Source organism: Chryseobacterium sp. AC417, from assembly GCF_979258215.1.
On sequence record NZ_OZ409845.1, the window covers coordinates 2,573,994 to 2,594,744 of the forward strand.

Below are 20,751 nucleotides of genomic sequence, written 5' to 3' on the forward strand. Positions count from 1 at the left end.
ATGAATATTTATAAAAATCCAGAAAAAATAACTTGGTCTGAACTTACAAAAAGACCGGGTTTCAAAAAGCAGGAAATTTCAGAAATAATCAAAGAAATTTTCGAAGAAGTGAGAAAGATTTGGAGATCAGGCTTTAATAAAATATGCAGAAAAGTTTGATTCTGCAAAGATTAATGAACTGTCGGTAAGTTTAAATGAAATAGACAAAGCTGCAGATTGTATTTCGGAAGATTTAAAACTAGCCATTCAGACTGCCAAAGAAAATATCACAAAATTTCACGCTTCTCAGGTAACTGAAATTCAGAAAATAGAAACTACAAAAGGCGTCATCTGCTGGAGAGAAAACCGTGCTATAGAAAAAGTAGGAATTTACATTCCCGGAGGAACCGCCCCTTTATTTTCAACAGTTTTAATGTTGGCAATTCCTGCAAAACTGGCTGGCTGCAAAGAAATAATTTTGTGTACACCACCGGATAAAAATGGAAACATTGATCCTTCGATTTTGTATACAGCAAAGCTTTGCGGAATTTCTGAAATATTTAAAATTGGTGGAGCTCAGGCTATTGCAGCCATGACTTTGGGGACAGAGTCTGTTCCGAATGTATATAAAATTTTCGGCCCGGGAAATCAGTTTGTGGTTGCGGCAAAAGATTATGCTCAAAATTTTGGCATTGCCATAGATATGCCTGCAGGACCTAGTGAAGTTCTGGTTATTGCTGACGAAAATGCAATTTCTGAATTTTGTGCAGCAGATCTTTTGTCTCAGGCTGAACATGGAAGTGACAGCCAGGTGATTTTTATTGCAACAGATTTGAAAGTTTTAAAGGAAACCATTGAGGAAGTCAAAAAGCAAATCAAAGAACTGCCTAGAAATGAATTTGCTCAGGAATCTTTGAATAACAGTCACTTTATTTTGTTGAATTCAATTGATGAAGCCTTAGAATTCAGCAATTTATATGCGCCGGAACATTTGATTTTGGCTATTGAAAACTTTGAAAATCACCTTGATCAAATTCAAAATGCAGGTTCTGTTTTTCTCGGAAATTATTCCTGCGAAAGTGCAGGAGATTACGCTAGTGGAACTAATCATACACTGCCAACAAATGGTTTTGCCAAAAATTACAGCGGAGTGTCTTTAGACAGTTTTGTGAAGAAAATTACATTTCAGAATTTATCGAGAGAAGGTTTACAGAATTTAGGAAAAACCATAGAACTCATGGCGGAAGCAGAAGGTCTTTTAGCACACAAAAATGCAGTATCCATTAGATTAAAACAATCAGTATGACCACAGAAGATATACAGAATTTAGTCCGAAAAAACATATTGGAACTGAAACCATACGTCAGTTTCAGAGATCAAAATCAGTTTGAAAATCCTTTATTAATGGATGCTAACGAAAGTCCGTTTGGTGAATTTAATCGATATCCGGATTCTACCCACAAGAGTTTAAGGGAAAAAGTTGCGAATGTTAAAAAGATTTCAGCCAATCAGATTGCAGTGGGAAACGGCAGTGATGAATTGATTGATCTAATTATAAAAATTTTTTGTGAACCAAAACGGGATTCTATTTTGGTGATGAATCCCTCTTTTGCGATGTATGGATTTTATGCTTCGATTAATGAAAATAGAATTGTGCAACTCACTCTTAATGAAAATTTTGAAATCATAAAGGAAGAGTTTTTAAGCAGTATAAAAGAGAACCAACCTAAGATTTTATTTCTTTGTTCGCCCAATAATCCCACTGGAAATTCTATTAAAGATATTGAATATTATATCGAAAATTTTAAAGGAATTGTAGTTGTCGATGAAGCCTACATTGAGTTTTCACAGCAGAAATCTTGTTTAGAATTAATTAAGAATTATCCAAACTTAATTGTATTGCAGACTTTTTCCAAAGCTTGGGGATTGGCAGGAGCAAGAGTTGGAATTGCATTTTCATCTGAAGAAATTATCAATCTTATTTATACAGTAAAATCACCTTATAATGTGAATTTTCTGAGCCAGAATTTGGTTTTACAAAAGATGGAAAAAATTGAAGATTTTCAAACCCAATTAAATGAAATTTTAAAAGAAAGAGAATGGCTAAAACATCAGTTTGGAAATGTAGAATGCATCACAAAAGTTTTCCCGACGGACGCCAATTTTTTTCTTATTGAATTTAAAAATGCTGAAAAAGTTTATCAAAAATTATTAGATCATGAAATTCTGACAAGCAAAAGATTTCCGCAAATTCCAAATTGTATCAGAATAAATCTCGGAAAACGAGATGAAAATGAACTTCTAGTAAATGCTCTAAAAAATATTTAAAAATGAAAAAAGTATTGTTCATAGATCGCGACGGAACATTGATTATTGAGCCACCGCTTGATTTTCAAGTTGATTCACTGGAAAAACTTGAATTTTATCCCAGGGTTTTTCAAAATTTATCCAAAATTGTGACAGAATTAGACTACGAATTGGTCATGATTACCAACCAGGACGGTTTAGGAACTGAAAATTTTCCTTTTGAAGATTTTAATAAGCCTCAAGAAAAAATGTTGAAAGCTTTTGAAAATGAAGGGATTATTTTCGATGATATTCTGATTGATCAAAGTTTTGAACATGAAAATTCACCGAACAGAAAGCCTGGAGTTGGAATGCTGGGAAAATATATTTATGGAAATTATGATCTTGAAAATTCTTACGTGATTGGAGACCGATTGACGGATATTCAATTAGCCCAAAATTTAGGTTCAAAAGCCATCTTCATCAATGAATTCAAAAATGAACATGCTGAACTGACGACAAAAGATTGGAGTGAAATCTACCAATATTTAAAACAAATTCCAAGGAAAGGCAAAGTCTTCAGAAAAACGAATGAAACAGAAATTGAGGTCGAAATAAATCTTGACGGAAGCGGCAATTCTAAAATTTCAACAGGTCTGCATTTTTTTGATCATATGCTGGAACAGATTTCAAAGCATGGAAATTTAGATCTGAAAATTAAAGTGAATGGCGATTTGCAGGTTGACGAGCACCATACGATTGAAGATACAGGAATTGTTTTTGGAGAAGCGGTTTTACAGGCTTTAGGAAAGAAAAAAGGGATTGAAAGATATGGTTTTTTACTTCCTATGGACGATTGTCTTTCCCAGGTTGCCATTGACTTTGGAGGCAGATCCTGGTTGGTTTGGGATACTGATTTTAAAAGAGAAAAGATTGGCGATGTGCCGACGGAAATGTTTCAGCATTTTTTCAAATCTTTTACAGATTCTGCGAAATGCAATTTGAATATAAAATCGGAAGGAGAAAATGAGCATCACAAGATAGAATCTATCTTCAAGGCATTTGCTAAAGCGATAAAAATGGCAGTCAATCAGAGCGATCAAAACTACAATTTACCATCTACAAAAGGAAGCTTATAAAATGATAGCGATTATAAAATACAACGGCGGAAACGTGAATTCTGTTCAGAATGCATTAGAAAGATTAGGAGCAAATTCTATTATTACCGATAATTTTGATGTGATAAAAAATGCTGAAAAAGTTATTTTTCCCGGAGTTGGTGAAGCTTCATCTACTATGAAACTCTTGCAGGAAAAAGGTTTAGATCAATTAATTCCAAGTTTGAAACAGCCTGTTTTGGGTATTTGTCTGGGAATGCAGCTGATGTGTAAAAATAATGAAGAAGGAAATACGGCAGGTATGGGAATTTTCGACATTGATGTAAAGAAATTTCCTGCAAAAAATATTATTCCTCATATGGGTTGGAATACCATTTTAGATTTAAAATCACCACTATTTTCGGGAATTTCTGAAGCAAATGATTTGTATTTTGTTCACAGTTTTTATTGCGAATTATCAGAAAATACAACTTCTGTTTGTAATTATATTTTACCTTTCAGTGCATCATTACAGAAAGATAATTTCTTTGCAACTCAATTTCATCCAGAAAAATCAGGTAAAACAGGAAATAAAATACTTGAAAATTTTTTAAAAATTTAAAATAAACAATTAAAAATGAAAATAATTCCTGCCATAGATATCATCGACGGAAAATGTGTGAGACTTTCTAAAGGCGATTACAGTACAAAGAAAATTTACAATGAAAATCCTCTTGAAGTTGCCAAAGAATTTGAAGCTAACGGAATTCGGTTTTTGCATGTGGTTGATTTGGATGGTGCAAAATCAAGACATATAGTGAATCAAACAGTATTGGAAAGTATTGCAAAAGAAACGTCATTACACATTGATTTTGGTGGCGGTCTGAAAACTGAAGAAGATATTGAAACCGCTTTTAATTCTGGTGCACAACAGATTACAATCGGAAGTATCGCCGTTCAGAATCCTGAATTTTGTTTTCAACTGATTGAAAAATATGGGGCTGATAAAATAATTCTAGGAGCAGATTGTGAAGATATGAAAATAAAAACTGCTGGCTGGCTGGAAGAAAGTGATAAAAATGTAATCGATTTTATTCTTGATTTTCAACAAAAAGGAATTCAGAATGTGATTTGTACTGACATTGCAAAAGATGGAATGTTGCAAGGTGCATCAAAAGAATTATATCTGGAAATAATAAATAGAACATCTATTCAATTAGTCGCAAGCGGCGGAATTTCCTGCATTGAAGATGTGTATCTTATGAAAGAAATTGGCTGTGCCGGAACAATCATCGGAAAAGCAATTTACGAAGGAAAAATATCGTTGAATCAACTTCAAAATTTTATTCAGAATGCTTAAAAAAAGAATTATACCATGTCTGGATATTAAGGACGGACAAACTGTAAAAGGAATCAACTTTGAAGGTTTGATCAATGCCGGAAACCCTATTGAATTAGCCAAAAAATACGAAAATGAAGGTGCTGACGAATTGGTTTTTCTAGATATTACCGCTACGATTGAAGAACGCAAAACTTTTACAGAACTGGTCAAAAACATTGCAAAAGAATTGAGTATCCCATTTACCGTTGGTGGCGGAATTTCTTCTGTTGATGATGTCAGAAAATTGCTGGAAGCGGGAGCAGATAAAATAAGTATCAATTCTTCTGCGGTAAAAAATCCGAATCTGATTTCTCAGTTGGCAAAAGAATTTGGCAGTCAGTGTATCGTTGTGGCAATTGACACAAAATTCATCGATGATTCTGATTGGGTTTTTGTGAAAGGCGGTAGAGAATTGACTCATTTAAAAACTTTGGATTGGGCAAAAAAAACAGAAGAATCGGGCGCAGGAGAGATTCTTCTAACCTCAATGAACGGAGACGGAACTAAAAATGGTTTTGATTTGAGATTAACTAAACTCATTTCGGAAAATGTAAATATTCCGGTTATTGCTTCAGGTGGTGCAGGAAAAATTGAAGATTTTGAAAATGTTTTTAATCTCACAAAAGCCACCGGAGCTTTGGCAGCAAGCATTTTTCATTTTGGTGAAATCAGAATTGATGATTTAAAAAACGAATTAAAAAATAGAAATATAAACGTACGATGAAAATAGATTTTTATAAAACAGACGGATTGGTTCCTGTAATTATTCAGGATGACAGAACTTTACAGGTTTTGATGTTGGGTTATATGAATGAAGAAGCATTCAATAAAACAAAAAATGACGGAATTGTTACTTTTTTCAGCCGCTCAAAAAACAGATTGTGGACAAAAGGTGAGGAGTCGGGAAATTTTCTTACCGTAAAAAATATTCAGATAGATTGTGATCAGGATACCATTTTAATTAAGGCGATTCCAAAAGATACGGTTTGCCATACGGGAAGTTTCAGCTGCTTTGGTGAAAAGAATTTTAAAGGATTTTTGTATGAGCTCGAAGAAAAAATTTCACAGAGAATTGATGATAAAGTAGAAGAATCTTATACGTATTCTTTGTTTGAAAAAGGCATCAATAAAATCGCCCAAAAAGTAGGAGAGGAAGCTGTAGAATTGGTGATAGAAGCTAAAGATAATAATGATGATTTGTTTAAAAATGAAGCTGCAGATTTGCTCTACCACTATTTAATCTTACTGAAAGCTAAAAACTTTTCACTCATTGAAATTGAGAAAATACTTCTTGAAAGAAATCAATAAAAAAAACCTGCAATTTTGCAGGTTTTTAATCTTAAGATATTATTTGATCATCACTTTTCTCACGACGGTATGATGATCTGTTTTTATATGTCCCAAATAAACTCCTTTTACAATTCCGGAGATATTTATTTTAGTTTCATTATCCGTTTTCAAAAAAGTATGACCAACTAAGTCTGTTAATTCGAAAGTAAAATCTTTTACACTCTTTGGTAATTCAAGATGAATGAAATCTTTTGCAGGATTGGGATAAATCGTTAGATTTTCTAATTCATTTACAGAATTTTCATTTGTAGCTAAAATTGAGGTTGTGGCTACAGCGAAATGCTGAAGAGCACCTACTGATGCTTTTCCAACATTATAAATATATACAGGATCTGTATTGGCAAAAGTATCGCTGGATGTGTGAGGATGATTGCTTCTTATTTTCTCAAAGTAACCGGTAATCAATTCACCTTTCAGTTCAAACGGAATATAATCTGTATTTTCTGCTTCGTCAATATCTGTCAATAAAGGTGAATAAAGACCTGTAAGTGTAACCAGCTCTTGGGTTACGGCAGCTGAAGCTAAAGTATTATTGGGGTTTCCGCCCATGTCTTCGTCACAAAAAATGGTGTTGTTATTATTACCTACTTTACCACCTACCTGATCGAGATTAAAAACTAATTTTATATCCAGAACACGATTTGTTCCCTGATAAGCAACGGTATTTGCATAATGGCTGCTTCCTCTCAAACCTTGTTCCTCTCCTGAAAAATGAATAAATTTAATAGAATATTCTGTGGGTACATCTTTTAATATTCTTGCCGCTTCTAAAATTATAGATGTTCCGCTGCCGTTATCATTTACTCCAGGACCATTGATACTATCGAAATGTCCACAGATAATCACAAATTTATTAGGATAAACTGTACCTGTTTTTGTAATGACTAAATTTTTTGAATTAATTGTATTACCTCCAGATGTGTAAGAAAAAGGGTCTTCAACTATTTGGCTTGCAGAATATCCGTAAGAGAGATATTTATTTTTAAGCCAGTTTAAAGCGTTTGTATTATTTGCAGAACCTGTAGTTTTAATACCAAAATTAGAAAACTCCTGCAAATTTGTAGTGATATTGGTCTGCGTAACCAGATTCGCTCTGTTTTGATAAGCCTGTATAAAACTTTGAGCGTAAGAAAAGTTTAATCCGAAAGATAAAATTAAAAAACCAAATATTTTTTTCATCTAAAAATTTTTGCAAATATATCAATAAAATAATTCCAAACAAAAGCCTGGAATTATTATTTTAAATCTATTAAAAATAAATATTTTATAAATAGTCTGTAAAGAAAAAAAAGAATTTTAGAAAATTTACTTTTTGACAACTATTTTTCTTGTTACACTCTCTTTATCTGTTTTTACTACGCAAAAATAGGCTCCATTTTCTAACCCTGAAATATTTATTTCTGAACTGTTTTCTGATTTTAAAATTAATTTTCCACTTACATCTGTAATTTCAACATTGAAATCTTTGATGGGTGTCGGTACATCAATATTCAAAATATTTTTAGCAGGATTTGGATAAATTTTTACAGATTCTAGCTGATCGGTTTGAGTTTCACTTGTTGCTAAAATTGTAGTTGATGCAATGGCAAAATGCTGTAATGCACCCACTGCAGCTTTTCCTACATTGAAAACATAGGTAGGATCTACGTTTGCAAAGGTATCATTGACCGTGTGTTCGTTGAAGCTTCTTTGTGTTTCGTAAAAACCGGTGATGATATCACCTTTTGATTCGAAAGGAACATAATCTGAAGCAAAGGCATTTGCCATTGTCGTTTGCAATGGAGAATATAATGTAGTGCAAGTTGCAAGCTGTTGGGTAAAAGCTAATGATTGTGCATTATTAGCAGATTGTCCGGCTTGGTCACTCTCACATTTAACATTATTGTTGATATTTCCCAGCAGTCCGCCAACCTGGTCAATATTGAACACCAACCTAAGATTAAGTTGACGAACATTATTTTGAAAAACTACATTATTCACATAATGAGTGCTTCCTACAAGACCTTGCTCTTCACCTGAAAAATGGATAAATTTCACCGAATATTCTGTTGGCACATCTTTTAAAATTCTTGCCGCTTCTAAAAGAATAGATGTCCCGCTTCCATTATCACTTACTCCGGCGCCTGCAATAGTATCGTAATGTCCGCAGATGATAACGTAAGTATTTGGATATAAGGTTCCTGTTTTTGTAATGATCAGGTTTTTTGAAGTAACGCTTCCAGATGTAAAAGTGTCTTCTGTTATTTGAGCTGCAGTGTAGCCATATGATTGATACTTGGCTTTGAGCCAGTTTAATGTATTGGTATTGGCGATTGATCCTGTAGTTTTTACACCAAGGTTGGCAAAATCCTGCAAAGCACCTGTAATATTGGTTTGAGAAACCTGATTAGCTCTTGTCTGATAAGCCTGAATAAAACTTTGTGCCTGAATTTGACAAACTGCTAAGGCAAGAAGAAGTAGAGTAGTTATTTTTTTCACTTTTAACGGGAATTTAAACTTTAAAATTATTTAAGCAAATGTATATAATAAAAAAATCCCGAGCAAAAAACTCAGGATTTATATTGATAACAAAAAATTTTACATTATTTTACTTGATCTACAACTGCTTTGAATGCTTCAGGATAGTTCATCGCTAAATCAGCTAAAACTTTTCTGTTCAATTCAATGTTGTTCTTTTTAAGAGCTCCCATAAATTGAGAGTAAGACATTCCGTGTTCTCTAGCTCCTGCATTGATACGCATGATCCAAAGTGATCTGAAGTTTCTCTTTTTCTCTTTTCTACCACGGTAAGCATATTGCATTGCTTTTTGTACCGCGTTTTTAGCAACAGTCCAAACGTTCTTTCTTCTACCGAAAAAACCTTTAGCTTGTTTCATTAATTTTTTTCTGCGAGCTCTAGAAGCTACGGCATTTACTGATCTTGGCATAATTTAAATTGTTTTTTTGAAAAGGGCGGAACTAAAAATAATTGATAAATGATAATTGATGAAAGATTTTCTCTACAATTCTCAAACTCTCAGACTTTATTTCTCTTTGGTGCACCGTTTCAGGGTTAAAATGTTGAATTGTTATTCTTATAAACCGAATAAAGGATTTATAAAAACTACTTAATTGCTAATTGACGTTTAACGCTTTTTTCGTCCACTTTTGCAACATAAGAAGTTTGCGTAAGATTTCTCTTCTGCTTAGTTTCCTTTTTTGTCAAGATGTGGCTTTTGAAAGCACCTTTTCTTTTAATCTTACCAGTTCCGGTAAGCTTAAAACGCTTCTTAGCACCTGATTTCGTTTTTAATTTTGGCATTGTTTGCTTTTTTATGTTTTGTTATCAATATTTTAGCTATCCCTAAAAGCTTTTGGCTATTAGCTTTCAGTTAATATCCATACAGATATTTGGTTTGCAAAATTACGAAAAATTATCATACAAAAAGAGACTTTCATTAGAAAATCTCTTTTATATGTTTATGGATAATAATGAGCATGAAAACCCATTATTATACTGTAATTATTTAGCCGGTTTTTTAGGACTCATCATCATAATCATTCTCTTTCCTTCAAGTTTAGGAAGCTGATCAACTTTCCCTACATGCTCAAGTTCCTGGGCAAGTTTAAGAAGTAAAATTTCACCCTGATCTTTAAAGATAATAGAACGTCCTTTGAAAAATACGTAGGTCTTTAATTTTGAACCTTCTTCCAAAAACTTTTCAGCATGTTTTTTCTTAAAATCATAATCATGCTCGTCAGTCTGAGGTCCAAAACGGATCTCCTTCACAACTACTTTGATTTGTTTTGCTTTAAGTTCTTTTGTTTTTTTCTTTTGCTCGTATAAGAACTTTTTATAGTCTAATATTCTCGCAATGAAAGGTTCAGCTTTGTCTGAAATCACGACCAAATCAAGTTCTTGTTCTTTGGCAATTTGTCTCGCTTTATCAATCGGGAAAATACCCGCTTCTACGTTATCGCCCACTAAACGAAGTTCCCGTACACGGATCTTATCGTTTATCATGTGTAAGTCCTCCTGTGGTGGACGTCTCTGTGGGCCTCTGTTGTTAAATCGTTGTGCTATCGCTTTATAATTTTATTGGTTAATAACTATTTAATAATATAAAAGATTTTATAAGAACTTTTATACTGTTGCTTCTTTTTTGAAGTACGCTGCAAATTCATCCATGCTCATTACTCCAAGATCGCCTTCTCCACGTCTTCGTACAGAAATTGTGCCATCTCTTTCTTCATTTTCTCCTACTACAAGCATGAAAGGAATCTTTTTTAATTCTGCATCACGGATTTTTTTACCCGTTTTTTCATTTCGCTCGTCAATCAATCCGCTAATATCGTGATTTTCTAAAAATTGTGAAACTTTTTTAGCATAATCTACATATTTTTCACTGATTGGCAATATGGTAAACTGATCCGGGCTCAACCATAATGGGAAATCTCCGGCAGTATTTTCTAATAATATAGCGATAAAACGTTCCATAGAACCAAATGGCGCTCTGTGGATCATGATCGGTCTGTGCTTTTCATTATCGCTTCCGATATAAGTAAGATCAAATCTTTCCGGTAAATTGTAATCTACCTGGATGGTTCCCAACTGCCATTTTCTACCTAAAGCATCCTTCACCATGAAATCTAATTTAGGTCCGTAAAATGCCGCTTCACCATATTCTGTGACAGTATTAAGCCCTTTTTCTTTTGCTGCAGTCACGATTGCATTTTCTGCCTTCTCCCAGTTTTCATCAGAACCGATATATTTTTCTTTGTTGTCGGGATCTCTTAACGAAATCTGAGCAGTGAAGTCTGCAAATCCAAGTGAACCAAAAACATAAAGAACCAAATCAATTGTTTTTTTAAACTCATCCATCAACTGATCGGGAGTACAGAAAAGGTGAGCATCATCCTGAGTAAAACCACGAACTCTTGTCAAGCCGTGAAGTTCGCCACTCTGCTCATACCTGTAAACCGTTCCGAATTCTGCATATCTTTTGGGCAAATCTCTATAGCTCCATTGTGAAGTTTTGTAGATTTCACAGTGATGGGGACAGTTCATTGGTTTAAGCATAAATTCTTCTCCTTCATTCGGAGTTTTGATCGGCTGGAAACTGTCTGCACCATATTTATCCCAGTGACCGGAAGTTACATACAATTCTTTTGCACCGATATGAGGTGTCATTACAAATTCGTATCCTCCTTTTTTCTGAGCATCAGAAAGGAAATTTTCTAATTTTTTTCTTAAAGCTGTACCTTTTGGCAACCAAAGTGGTAAACCGGCACCTACTTTTTCTGAAAAAGCAAAAATCCCTAATTCTTTACCTAATTTTCTGTGATCTCTTCTTTTTGCTTCTTCTAATAACTCAAGATATTCTGTGAGTTCTTTCTGTTTTGGGAAAGAAATACCGTAAACTCTTGTCAACTGAGGATTTTTCTCATTTCCTCTCCAATAAGCTCCTGCAGCATTCAAAATCTTTACTGCTTTTACAATTCCGGTATTTGGAATGTGACCGCCACGACAAAGATCTGTGAAATTATCATGCGTTACAAAAGTGATTTCACCATCATTAAGATTAGAGATCAATTCTACTTTATAAGGATTGTCTGCATATCTTTTTAAAGCTTCTTCTTTAGAAACAGGGTATAGTGAGAAGGTAGAAGCTTTTTTAGCATTTTCTAAAACTTTCTTTTCAATTTTCTCAAAATCTTTTTCAGACAAAACTTCGTCACCGAAATCTACGTCGTAATAAAATCCGCTTTCTATTGCGGGACCGATAGTTAATTGAGCATTCGGATAAAAATCAAGGATTGCCTGCGCCAAAAGGTGGGCAGAAGAATGCCAGAAGGCTTTCTTGCCAAGATCATCATTCCACGTCAAAAGCTGTACGGTAGAATCTGTGGTAATAGGCGTGGTAACTTCGACTTGTGTGCCGTTTACAACTGCGGAAATGGTATTTCTAGCCAATCCTTCGCTTATCGATTTTGCCACATCCAACGGAGTGACTTCTCCCTCAAATTCTCTGACGCTATTGTCTGGAAGTGTAATTTTTATCATTGTTTACTAAGAAATTTTAAGTTGCAAAAATACGCATTTTTTACATCTTTGAGAAATCATAGCACGATAATTCACAAAAAATACAATTTATTTTAAATTTTGACGTTAGCGAAATTTTCAATTAATGATTTTCATTATTACTGAAACAAAAAAATACTAAGCTTTCACTTAGTATTATCTGTTTTCCGGATTTGTTTTCTGAAGATTTTTTGATATCTTCTTTATCTACATCCGGTGGATTTTCGTTTTTTTGAAGATGCCGGTAAATCACGGAAATCCTCATTTTGTTTTTTAGTTTCTGCAGAGTTTGCAGGCTCTATGTTTTTATTATTTTCTTTTGAGTCCATTGTTTTGAATTTTAGAGTCCAAGAACACCGAGTTTTCCGGTTTTATCTTCTATGGTATAGTTCAAAGCCTTTGCCAAAACGAAAATATTATTCAAATTTTCCAATAATTGCTGTTTGCCTTCATTTCTCAGCTTATTTTGATCTACAGAATTAATAGCAGTTTGTTTTGCCTTTTGCTGCACATTTTTAATATCCTTTTCTGAAATCCTATTGATAAAAGAATCGTCTAAAGATTGAATTTCTACACTTGGGGTAATTCTGATATCAGCGTTCGGGAGATCTGTAATAATCAGTTTTTTATTCACCGAATCAACCTCCATTTTCATTTTATTTAAATCATAGGAAACCTGCGCATTGGTTTTGGTGTAGGTAATAACGCTATTGCTTGTCATTTCTTTTCCTAGAAATTCATAACCGAATTTAGTTTTCTGCATTGCAGAAAAATCCTGTTCTAAGACGACCATTTTATTCATCTTTGAGATTTGATTGGTCAAAATATAGTAATCAGATTTTTCGGTTTTTTCAGTAATGTTTAAGCATGATCTGAAACTGAAAAACAGAATCAGCATCAGGAGAATTCCTGCAACAAATGGAATAACAAGTTTTAAATTTCTCAATTTTCTTTTTTAAATATTTCTTTAATCACCGATTTGTCATCTTTCTTTAAAATTTCCACAAGATCTCTTTCGATATATCCTGTAGTCGGCATTTCGATAATTCTTCCAATTTCCTTGCCATATTTTTCTACGATAATGGTCGGAACTTTTTGAATGTTATATTTAGATTCGTCGCCGGTAGGAGATTCTTTTTTACGATTTACCGCAATGATTGTTAGTTTGCCTTCCGGATATTTTACTTCTTCTAAAATCTTCATTAATCGTGGGAAATCTCTGTGGCTGTCTTCACACCAGGTTCCCATGAAAACAATGAGATTGTAAGAATTGATTTTGTTTTTCTTTAATTCTCCGACAGCTTTTTGATCCAAAGCATATTCATTGAATTCTTTTGTGTACCATTCAGCATAAGGTTCTTTTACAAACTGATCTTTAAGCTGATGTCCTAAAAGCATCTTGCCGTCATTGGTGGTTTCAACCTCACGATTGACAACAACTTTCTGTGCACTATATTCCTGAATTCCCAATACAATGATTGAAACCGCAAGTGTTCTGGTAATAAATTTTTTACAAATCATATTTCTATTATTTTTCATTGTATTTGTGAATCTTTGATCTCATCTTAATTTTCAATAATTGTTTTTAGGTCGGCAGGAGAGTAGTATTTGTTTTTTAAAACTTTATGATCTGTCTTTCTGTATACATTAAATTTTTCTCCGGATTTTTCGTAAAAAGATTCAACCTCTTTTTCTTTGTAAAATTCGACTGTTTCGTTTGCCTGAATTTCATTATCACAAGCTTTAGACATATTAGAACGCTGAACTTCATTGAATAATTCTACAAATTTATCCCCTAAGCCGAATTCTAAAACTGCTCCGCTTAAAACATACTGCAAATCACATAATGCATCAGCAATTTCTACTAAATTTTTATCTTCAATTGCCTGTTTCAATTCATTTAATTCTTCCTGCAAAAGCTCAACTCTTAGATTACATCTGTCCTGAGAAGGAATTTGAGGAGTTTCTAGAATGGGTGCTTTGAAGGTAGTGTGGAATTCTGCTACCTGATTCAGACTGTCAATTTTGTCCATGAAATTTTAAATTTAAAGCAAATATAGTGATTTTGGGAAATTGTTGTTGGTTGTCGGTTTTTAGTTTTTAGTTTTTAGTTTTTAGTTTTTAGTTTTTAGTTTCAAAATTACTTATTACAGATTATTCATTACTCATAAAAAAAGACCGCCATTTCTGGCAGCCTTTTCAAGTTTAATTTTTCAATGGTTAATTTTTGATAAATCTTTTTGAGATTTCTCCAATCTGGATCGTGTAAGCTCCTGTTGTAAGTTGGCTTACATTCACTGTGCCTCTTTCGAGTTTTCCTGAGCTGATTAGTTTTCCACCCATATCGAAGATTCTATAATCTTCTGACTTCGTGTTTGATATATTTAAAATATCTCGTACAGGATTTGGATATAATTTAATGTCAGTCATTAAATTTTCGACATTAAAATCTTCACCTCTTCCTGATGACAGAATATTCAAAGTATAATCTTCAACCTGCCCGTAAGTATAAGATCCGCAAGATGATGAAGGAACAGAATTGTATTGCATCATTACTCTCATTCTTGTACTTCCAAGTGCTGCTGTTGCAGGAATTATGATTGACCCTGTAACCGGAGTTGTTTGCGAACCTGTTTTTGTCCAGACTAATTCTCCGCTATCTGTAAAATCACCGTCTTTATTATAATCAATGTAGACTGCATAAGCTTCATTGTATTTAGTAGATGTCCAAACCGGTGTGATGGAGATTGCATTTGCTGTTCCTCTAGTTACATTGGTGGAAACAGAAGTGAAATTTTCGTACCCTGCCGTTCCTGTTGAAGTGTTGTTGATGCTACCAAATGTCACGTTTCCAATTCTTTCATCCGCAGTATTTGTTGCAGTTGCTGTACAATAAGTAACTGTACTTCCTGCAAGTGTTGTTACGCTTACCGAGTTACTTGAAGTAGAAATATTTCCGGCAGCATCTTTTGCTCTTACTGAAAAACTGTAGGTCGTAGACGGGCTTAAACTTGCAACTGTGTAATTTGTAGAAGCTGTATTCCCAATCAATGATGAATCTTGATAAACATCGTAACCTGTTACACCTACTGCATCTGTTGCACCAGACCAAGAAAGATTGGTGCTTGTAGAAGTAGTTCCTGATGCGGAAAGAGTAGGAGCTGTTGGAGCAACTGTATCTGTACTTCCAGAACCTGCATTCACAGAAATATTAGCATTATTCACATCAAAGAAGATATGATTGCTTCCTTTCACCATAATTCTTCCTGTTGTTGTCGTCACATTAGGAATAACCACAGCCTGAGATCCGTCATTAGGAGTTCCTGATAACAAAGTAGTCCATGTGGTGCCGGAATTTGTTGACCAAAGAATATCAACATTGGCAGTATTGACACCATTTGCAGTTGTTCCGGCAACGTTCCATGTTACGTTTTGAGAACTTCCGCCTGTATATGTTGTTGAAGTACCTTGAGAAGTAATGATGAAAGGTCCTGCAGTTGAGTTTACAGTCAATTTTGTATCATCAGAATTATTTCCGGAACCTCCGGCTCTGTTATCACGTACTGTAAATCTGAAATTCAAAGATCTGGCAACAGAAGAAAGTGCTTCCACATTGATCTCAGCACCTGCTGTTGTCGTTGCACCTGCTAAAACAGAAGCCATTCTCGGAAAATATCTCACAGGAGTTGTGGTTGGTGTAAAAGATCTGAATGTAGGACCTGTAGCTTTCGTAGCAGTTGCAGCAGAACTTGCACCTGTCTGGGAAGATGAAGCGTTATCAACCTGTTCCCAGATGTAAGTTAAAGAATCTCCGTTAGCATCTGTTCCTGTACCAGTAAGCATAAATGGCGTGCTTTTCGGAATCGTGTAATCTAAACCGGCATCTGCGGTAGGAATTGAATTGCCAGTTGAAGTACTTACGGGACAGGTTTTAGCTTTGATATTATTTGTAATCTGCTGAATGCTTATTGCATGAAAGAAAGAATCTGAATGAGCCTGGATGTCTTGTCCGGTAATCCCTGCATAACCCATGATTGTTGATCCTGAACCGGGCTCCATATTGACACCTGTTCCTTCATTGGCATGAGAGAATGTATGATTTCCTCCAAACTGATGTCCTAGTTCATGAGCTACATAATCTATATCAAAATTGTCACCTGATGGAATTCCGTCTGATGGAGATGTGTAACCGCTGCCTTTGGAACCATTTACACAAACGCATCCGATACAACCGGCATTTCCGCCACCACCGGAAGCTCCAAATAAATGCCCGACATCATAATTGGCTTCACCGATTACTGAGGTTAAGGTAGATTGAAGCTGAGAATTCCAATTGTTCATCTGCGCAGCTGCAGAATAAGGATCTGATGAAGCACTTGTATAAATTACCGCATCATTATTGGCAATCAAAACCATTCTTGCTGCAAAATCTTTTTCAAAAACACCGTTTACACGAGTCATTGTGTTATTCATTGCTGCTAAAGCTAGAGCTTTTGTACCTCCGAAATAGGTTGTATATTCTCCAGTTGAAGAAAGCGCCAAACGGAACGTTCTTAATTTGGCATCATCTGCATTTGGTCTTGCAGCGAGAGTTGATGTAGTGATTCCTTTTTGAGCAACATCGATAACGGTACATTCAAAAGCACTTAGGTTATCTTTTTTGTCAGATTTTTTATACACAACATACGACGAAAGATCTTTTGCATAAGGCTCGATAAAAACAGCAGATTTATCTCCGTAAATTTCCATTGAAGATAATCCTAATGGTGAAATACTGAAATAAACTGTAGAATTGGGATCATCAAGACCTTCACCTACATAAGATTTAATATCAGGATATTTTGCGGCTAACTGAGGATCGAAGTTTGAATTTTCTCTTACTTTAAAGTTTTCTAATTTCCCGTCAGAATTAGGAAAGGAAATGATGATCTCTGATTTTTCTCCTACAGACAATCTTTTAGGAGCTTTAGCAAGAACGCTTTTTAACCCGTTGATATCTAGCTTATAGACTTTCGGATTGAGAATATTTGTTTTGTTTTCAAAAATTTCAGAATTGGTTTTTTTAGAACCTTCAGACCAAAGTCTATCAGTCTGAGCGAAAGAAATGCCTGATACCAGCATTCCAATCACCAATAGTTGTTTTTTCATATAGATAACATTTTGATTGTGGAATACCAAAGCTAATAAAAATTATATTATGAAAAACAAAATTTATTAAGAAATTTTTAGATAATTGCTTTAAAATATTATGCAACACATTAAATAAATGATAAAACGTTCATTAATAAAACAAAAATAGCACTCACAAAAATGCAAGTGCTATTCATATATTTGGATGTTAAAAAATTATTGAGTAATATCTCTTCCGATAACCAATCTCTGAATTTCAGAAGTTCCTTCTCCAATGGTACATAATTTTGAATCTCTGTAAAATTTCTCAGCAGGGAAGTCTTTTGTATAACCATAACCTCCAAAGATCTGTACTGCGTTGTTAGAAATTCTTACACAAGCTTCAGAAGCGTATAATTTTGCCATTGCACCTTCTTTGGTCATTTTTTGCTTGGCATTTTTCAATGTTGAAGCTCTTTGAATCAACAATTCTGCAGCATCAATTTCAGTTGCCATATCAGCTAACATAAAGTTGATCGCCTGGAAAGTAGCAATAGATTTTCCGAACTGATGTCTTTCTTTAGCATATTTTAGAGCAGCTTTGTATGCTCCTCTTGCAGTTCCTAAACTTAGAGCAGCAATAGAAATTCTACCACCATCTAATATTTTCATTGCCTGCTTGAAACCTTCACCTACTTCTCCTAAACGGTGAGAATCTGGTACACGAACATTATCAAAAATAAGCTCAGCAGTTTCTGAAGCACGCATTCCTAATTTATTTTCTTTTTTACCTGAAGTAAAACCAGCCATTCCTTTTTCAAGAACGAAAGCTGTAGAATTATTTTTAGCACCAATTTCTCCGGTTCTTGTCATTACCACAGCAATGTCTCCGGAAATTGCATGAGTAATAAAGTTTTTAGCTCCATTGATAACCCACTCATCACCATCTTTTACAGCAGTTGTAGACATTCCTCCAGAATCAGATCCTGTATTATGCTCTGTTAAACCCCAAGCTCCGATTACTTTTCCGGTGGCTAACTGAGGAAGCCACTTATTTCTCTGCTCTTCATTTCCGAATTCATAAATATGATTGGTACATAATGAATTGTGAGCTGCTACAGAAAGCCCGATTGAAGGATCAACCTGAGAAATCTCGTCCAAAATGGTCACATACTCATGATAACCCAAACCAGAACCACCATATTGCTCAGGAATAACAATTCCCATAAAACCCATATCACCTAATTGATGAAATAATTCTTTCGGAAAAGTCTGACTTTCGTCCCACTCCATAATATTGGGTCTGATATTTTTCTCAGCAAATTCTTTTGCTGTTTCAGCTATCATTTTGATGTTGTTGATCGTTTCTGTATTCATATTAGATAATAGTTAATGCCCAAAGATACTTAAATTGCGGAAATACTAAGAAAAATTAACATTTGCTTTATTTTTTTTTCTAATCTTTTATTTATCAGAATTTTACAATGCTAAACTTAATATATTATTAATAAAGTTATTCTCCTAAAATTACAAATAAATATTAATTTAGCAACCAATTTTAAAGTATGAAAAAACTCTTACTTCCTCTTTTGCTGATTTCATCGTTTGCATTTTCTCAGATTCCTGCGGGATATTATAATGGAACTTCAGGACTTTCGGGTTATGCATTGAAATCTAAAGTACATGATATCATTGCTGAAAAAAACATCAATTGGAATTACGGTGATCTTACCAACTACTATAACCAGACAGATCTGGATAGATATTATGATCATGGTGCTTCAAACACTACGATTTTACTGGATATGTATTCTGAAATTCCTACAGGAGCGGATTCTTATGAATATACTTCAGCAAATATTATAGGCAGCGCTTCGGCAGAAGGACAGGGCTGGAACAGAGAACACATGATGCCGCAAAGTACATTTTACAGCAATTATCCGATGTACTCTGATTTGTTTTTCGTGTTGCCTACCGATGCAAGAATCAATCAGTTGAGAAGTAACTATCCTTATGGAATCGTGGGTTCTACAATATTTTACACCTTTACAAATTCTTCAAAAATAGGGAATTGCGCAATTCCTGGGGTTACTTATACAGGACGAGTTTACGAACCCATCAATGAATTTAAAGGTGATGTAGCCAGAAGTATCCTTTATTTCGCAGTAAGATATGAAGGAAAACTGGGAACTTTTAATTTTAATAACAATATAAATCCTGCGTCTGACACCAATCCTTTAGACGGAACAGAGGAAAGAGGTTTTGATCCTGCTTATCTTACCATGCTCCTTCAGTGGCACGCACAGGATCCTGTTTCTCAGAAAGAAATTGACAGGAACAATGCGGTTTATACCATTCAGAAAAACAGAAATCCTTTTGTTGATAATCCTTCCTGGGTCAATGCAATCTGGTCACAAATTTCTGATGCTGTTGCCCCGCAAACTCCGATAAACTTAACGGTGACTCAAAACAGTGCATATTTTGTGAACTTAAGCTGGTCTCCAAGTACAAGCACTGATGTCATAGGTTATAAAATTTATCAGAACGGAACTTTAGTCGCTTCCACAAAAGGAACTTCAATAAGTATTGATCATTTAACGCCATCAACTGCCTATCAGTTTACGGTTAAAGCTTATGATAACGGATATTTATTTTCTCCCGACAGCAATATAGTTACTACAACAACTTTAGCAAATGATATTTATGCAAAAGATTTATTTGTTTCAAAATATCTGGAAGGAACCTCAAATAATAAAGCCTTAGAAATTACTAATAAAACAGGACATCCGGTTAATTTGAGTGATTACAGACTGTCGATTCAGTTTTTCAGCGGATCAAATTATTATTTTGTAGATCCTTATGAATTGGAAGGAACAATTCAGAATAATGAAGTTTTTGCTGTTTTGAATCCTTCTGCCAATTTTTCATGTTATACAATCAATCAGGCAAAATTTGTAACGGCTGCTCCGCAAATGACTTTTACAGGAAGCAATTACATCGAATTGAGATATAAATTTGCAACTGTAGATGGAATCGGATTACCGGGACAATCAAATACTTCCACATTGTCAAACGTATCTTTATATAGAAAAAGTACAATCAACAATCCAACAACGACATTTAATATTTCAGAATGGGATTCTTATGCAAGCGATTATTGTCAGAATCTGGGAACACTTTCCACTTCGGATATTATTTTAGCCGATAGAGAATTTAAAATTTATCCAAATCCTGTCAATGAAAATATTTATGTAACCGGAAATACAGATCCAATTAAATCTGCCGAAATTTTAGATAGGTCCGGTAAACTAATTTATTCTGAGAAAAACCCTTTTAAAAACAAGAAAAATATATTTGTTCAGTATTTACAAACAGGAAATTATTTATTGAAATTAGATGACAAAATCTATCAATTTATAAAAAGATAATTTTGATATTCAATCAATATTGATATGAGCAGATTCACTAATAATTAATATCTATAAGTG

The 20,751-nt window shown here is 34.2% G+C and carries 19 protein-coding genes and 1 pseudogene; 8 read left to right on the plus strand and 12 right to left on the minus strand.

Annotated features, from left to right (window positions below; translation table 11 throughout):
• The 7 genes and pseudogenes from hisD to hisIE all read left to right on the plus strand — a co-directional run bounded on the left by hisD (position 1) and on the right by hisIE (position 6,051).
• Positions 1-1,285: pseudogene (hisD, locus tag ACZZ9T_RS12255) on the plus strand (histidinol dehydrogenase).
• Entirely contained in the window at positions 1,282-2,307 is a 1,026-nt protein-coding gene (gene hisC / locus ACZZ9T_RS12260; RefSeq protein WP_463442321.1) for a histidinol-phosphate transaminase, read from the plus strand. Before hisD ends, hisC begins: the two are co-directional and overlap by 4 nt.
• Positions 2,308-2,309: 2 nt before the next feature.
• Entirely contained in the window at positions 2,310-3,404 is a 1,095-nt protein-coding gene (hisB, locus tag ACZZ9T_RS12265; RefSeq protein ID WP_463442322.1) for a bifunctional histidinol-phosphatase/imidazoleglycerol-phosphate dehydratase HisB, read from the plus strand.
• A gap of 1 nt (position 3,405) precedes the next feature.
• On the plus strand, positions 3,406-3,984 hold the full coding sequence (gene hisH / locus ACZZ9T_RS12270) for an imidazole glycerol phosphate synthase subunit HisH (RefSeq protein ID WP_463442323.1): 579 nt from the start codon (positions 3,406-3,408) through the stop codon (positions 3,982-3,984).
• 15 nt (positions 3,985-3,999) lie between these two features.
• Positions 4,000-4,722, plus strand: a complete 723-nt coding sequence (gene hisA, locus ACZZ9T_RS12275; RefSeq protein WP_463442324.1) for a 1-(5-phosphoribosyl)-5-[(5-phosphoribosylamino)methylideneamino]imidazole-4-carboxamide isomerase — start codon at positions 4,000-4,002, stop codon at positions 4,720-4,722.
• Positions 4,715-5,467 carry an imidazole glycerol phosphate synthase subunit HisF gene (gene hisF / locus ACZZ9T_RS12280; RefSeq protein ID WP_463442325.1) on the plus strand — a complete coding sequence of 251 codons (753 nt, stop codon included), beginning with the start codon at positions 4,715-4,717 and terminating at the stop codon, positions 5,465-5,467. Before hisA ends, hisF begins: the two co-directional genes overlap by 8 nt.
• On the plus strand, positions 5,464-6,051 hold the full coding sequence (gene hisIE, locus ACZZ9T_RS12285) for a bifunctional phosphoribosyl-AMP cyclohydrolase/phosphoribosyl-ATP diphosphatase HisIE (RefSeq protein ID WP_463442326.1): 588 nt from the start codon (positions 5,464-5,466) through the stop codon (positions 6,049-6,051). The genes hisF and hisIE overlap by 4 nt, the downstream gene beginning before the upstream one ends.
• A gap of 39 nt (positions 6,052-6,090) precedes the next feature.
• Here hisIE and ACZZ9T_RS12290 read toward each other — a convergent pair whose 3' ends face one another.
• The 12 genes from ACZZ9T_RS12290 to ACZZ9T_RS12345 form a co-directional block, all read right to left on the minus strand.
• On the minus strand, positions 6,091-7,272 hold the full coding sequence (locus tag ACZZ9T_RS12290) for a M28 family peptidase (protein ID WP_463442327.1): 1,182 nt from the start codon (positions 7,270-7,272) through the stop codon (positions 6,091-6,093).
• 126 nt (positions 7,273-7,398) lie between these two features.
• Entirely contained in the window at positions 7,399-8,571 is a 1,173-nt protein-coding gene (locus tag ACZZ9T_RS12295; protein ID WP_463442328.1) for a M28 family peptidase, read from the minus strand.
• 104 nt (positions 8,572-8,675) lie between these two features.
• Complete coding sequence (gene rplT, locus ACZZ9T_RS12300) at positions 8,676-9,020, minus strand: 50S ribosomal protein L20 (protein WP_047444038.1); 345 nt, start codon at positions 9,018-9,020, stop codon at positions 8,676-8,678.
• Positions 9,021-9,196: 176 nt separating this feature from the next.
• The gene (gene rpmI / locus ACZZ9T_RS12305; RefSeq protein WP_034758008.1) at positions 9,197-9,394 is read right to left on the minus strand and encodes a 50S ribosomal protein L35; all 198 of its coding nucleotides are present in this window, start codon (positions 9,392-9,394) and stop codon (positions 9,197-9,199) included.
• Positions 9,395-9,595: 201 nt separating this feature from the next.
• A complete protein-coding gene (gene infC / locus ACZZ9T_RS12310) occupies positions 9,596-10,096 on the minus strand; it encodes a translation initiation factor IF-3 (protein ID WP_047444040.1) in 501 nt (166 codons plus the stop codon).
• Positions 10,097-10,216: 120 nt separating this feature from the next.
• Positions 10,217-12,136 (minus strand): threonine--tRNA ligase, encoded by a 1,920-nt coding sequence (thrS, locus tag ACZZ9T_RS12315; RefSeq protein WP_463442329.1) that lies wholly within the window; start codon positions 12,134-12,136, stop codon positions 10,217-10,219.
• Between the two features lie 221 nt (positions 12,137-12,357).
• Positions 12,358-12,483, minus strand: a complete 126-nt coding sequence (locus ACZZ9T_RS12320) for a hypothetical protein (protein WP_463442330.1) — start codon at positions 12,481-12,483, stop codon at positions 12,358-12,360.
• A gap of 11 nt (positions 12,484-12,494) precedes the next feature.
• Positions 12,495-13,100, minus strand: a complete 606-nt coding sequence (locus tag ACZZ9T_RS12325) for a DUF4230 domain-containing protein (RefSeq protein ID WP_463442331.1) — start codon at positions 13,098-13,100, stop codon at positions 12,495-12,497.
• Positions 13,097-13,675, minus strand: a complete 579-nt coding sequence (locus ACZZ9T_RS12330; RefSeq protein ID WP_463442332.1) for a TlpA family protein disulfide reductase — start codon at positions 13,673-13,675, stop codon at positions 13,097-13,099. Before ACZZ9T_RS12330 ends, ACZZ9T_RS12325 begins: the two co-directional genes overlap by 4 nt.
• Positions 13,676-13,719: 44 nt before the next feature.
• On the minus strand, positions 13,720-14,187 hold the full coding sequence (locus ACZZ9T_RS12335; protein ID WP_463442333.1) for a pyrophosphohydrolase domain-containing protein: 468 nt from the start codon (positions 14,185-14,187) through the stop codon (positions 13,720-13,722).
• Positions 14,188-14,374: 187 nt separating this feature from the next.
• Positions 14,375-17,302 carry a reprolysin-like metallopeptidase gene (locus ACZZ9T_RS12340; RefSeq protein WP_463442334.1) on the minus strand — a complete coding sequence of 976 codons (2,928 nt, stop codon included), beginning with the start codon at positions 17,300-17,302 and terminating at the stop codon, positions 14,375-14,377.
• Positions 17,303-17,500: 198 nt separating this feature from the next.
• Positions 17,501-18,640, minus strand: a complete 1,140-nt coding sequence (locus ACZZ9T_RS12345) for an acyl-CoA dehydrogenase family protein (protein ID WP_463432550.1) — start codon at positions 18,638-18,640, stop codon at positions 17,501-17,503.
• Between the two features lie 188 nt (positions 18,641-18,828).
• On the opposite strand from ACZZ9T_RS12345, the gene ACZZ9T_RS12350 reads away from it, so the two are divergent.
• Positions 18,829-20,691 (plus strand): endonuclease, encoded by a 1,863-nt coding sequence (locus ACZZ9T_RS12350; RefSeq protein ID WP_463442335.1) that lies wholly within the window; start codon positions 18,829-18,831, stop codon positions 20,689-20,691.
• Positions 20,692-20,751 lie beyond the last annotated feature (60 nt).

Bases quoted from the DNA above. Each gene is read 5' to 3' on its own strand.
- hisC (WP_463442321.1), top strand. From the start codon at position 1,282: ATGACCACAGAAGATATACAGAATTTAGTCCGAAAAAACATATTGGAA.
- hisB (WP_463442322.1), top strand. From the start codon at position 2,310: ATGAAAAAAGTATTGTTCATAGATCGCGACGGAACATTGATTATTGAG.
- hisH (WP_463442323.1), top strand. From the start codon at position 3,406: ATGATAGCGATTATAAAATACAACGGCGGAAACGTGAATTCTGTTCAG.
- hisA (WP_463442324.1), top strand. From the start codon at position 4,000: ATGAAAATAATTCCTGCCATAGATATCATCGACGGAAAATGTGTGAGA.
- hisF (WP_463442325.1), top strand. From the start codon at position 4,715: ATGCTTAAAAAAAGAATTATACCATGTCTGGATATTAAGGACGGACAA.
- hisIE (WP_463442326.1), top strand. From the start codon at position 5,464: ATGAAAATAGATTTTTATAAAACAGACGGATTGGTTCCTGTAATTATT.
- ACZZ9T_RS12290 (WP_463442327.1), bottom strand. From the start codon at position 7,272: ATGAAAAAAATATTTGGTTTTTTAATTTTATCTTTCGGATTAAACTTT.
- rplT (WP_047444038.1), bottom strand. From the start codon at position 9,020: ATGCCAAGATCAGTAAATGCCGTAGCTTCTAGAGCTCGCAGAAAAAAA.
- rpmI (WP_034758008.1), bottom strand. From the start codon at position 9,394: ATGCCAAAATTAAAAACGAAATCAGGTGCTAAGAAGCGTTTTAAGCTT.
- infC (WP_047444040.1), bottom strand. From the start codon at position 10,096: ATGATAAACGATAAGATCCGTGTACGGGAACTTCGTTTAGTGGGCGAT.
- thrS (WP_463442329.1), bottom strand. From the start codon at position 12,136: ATGATAAAAATTACACTTCCAGACAATAGCGTCAGAGAATTTGAGGGA.
- ACZZ9T_RS12320 (WP_463442330.1), bottom strand. From the start codon at position 12,483: ATGGACTCAAAAGAAAATAATAAAAACATAGAGCCTGCAAACTCTGCA.
- ACZZ9T_RS12330 (WP_463442332.1), bottom strand. From the start codon at position 13,675: ATGATTTGTAAAAAATTTATTACCAGAACACTTGCGGTTTCAATCATT.
- ACZZ9T_RS12335 (WP_463442333.1), bottom strand. From the start codon at position 14,187: ATGGACAAAATTGACAGTCTGAATCAGGTAGCAGAATTCCACACTACC.
- ACZZ9T_RS12340 (WP_463442334.1), bottom strand. From the start codon at position 17,302: ATGAAAAAACAACTATTGGTGATTGGAATGCTGGTATCAGGCATTTCT.
- ACZZ9T_RS12345 (WP_463432550.1), bottom strand. From the start codon at position 18,640: ATGAATACAGAAACGATCAACAACATCAAAATGATAGCTGAAACAGCA.
- ACZZ9T_RS12350 (WP_463442335.1), top strand. From the start codon at position 18,829: ATGAAAAAACTCTTACTTCCTCTTTTGCTGATTTCATCGTTTGCATTT.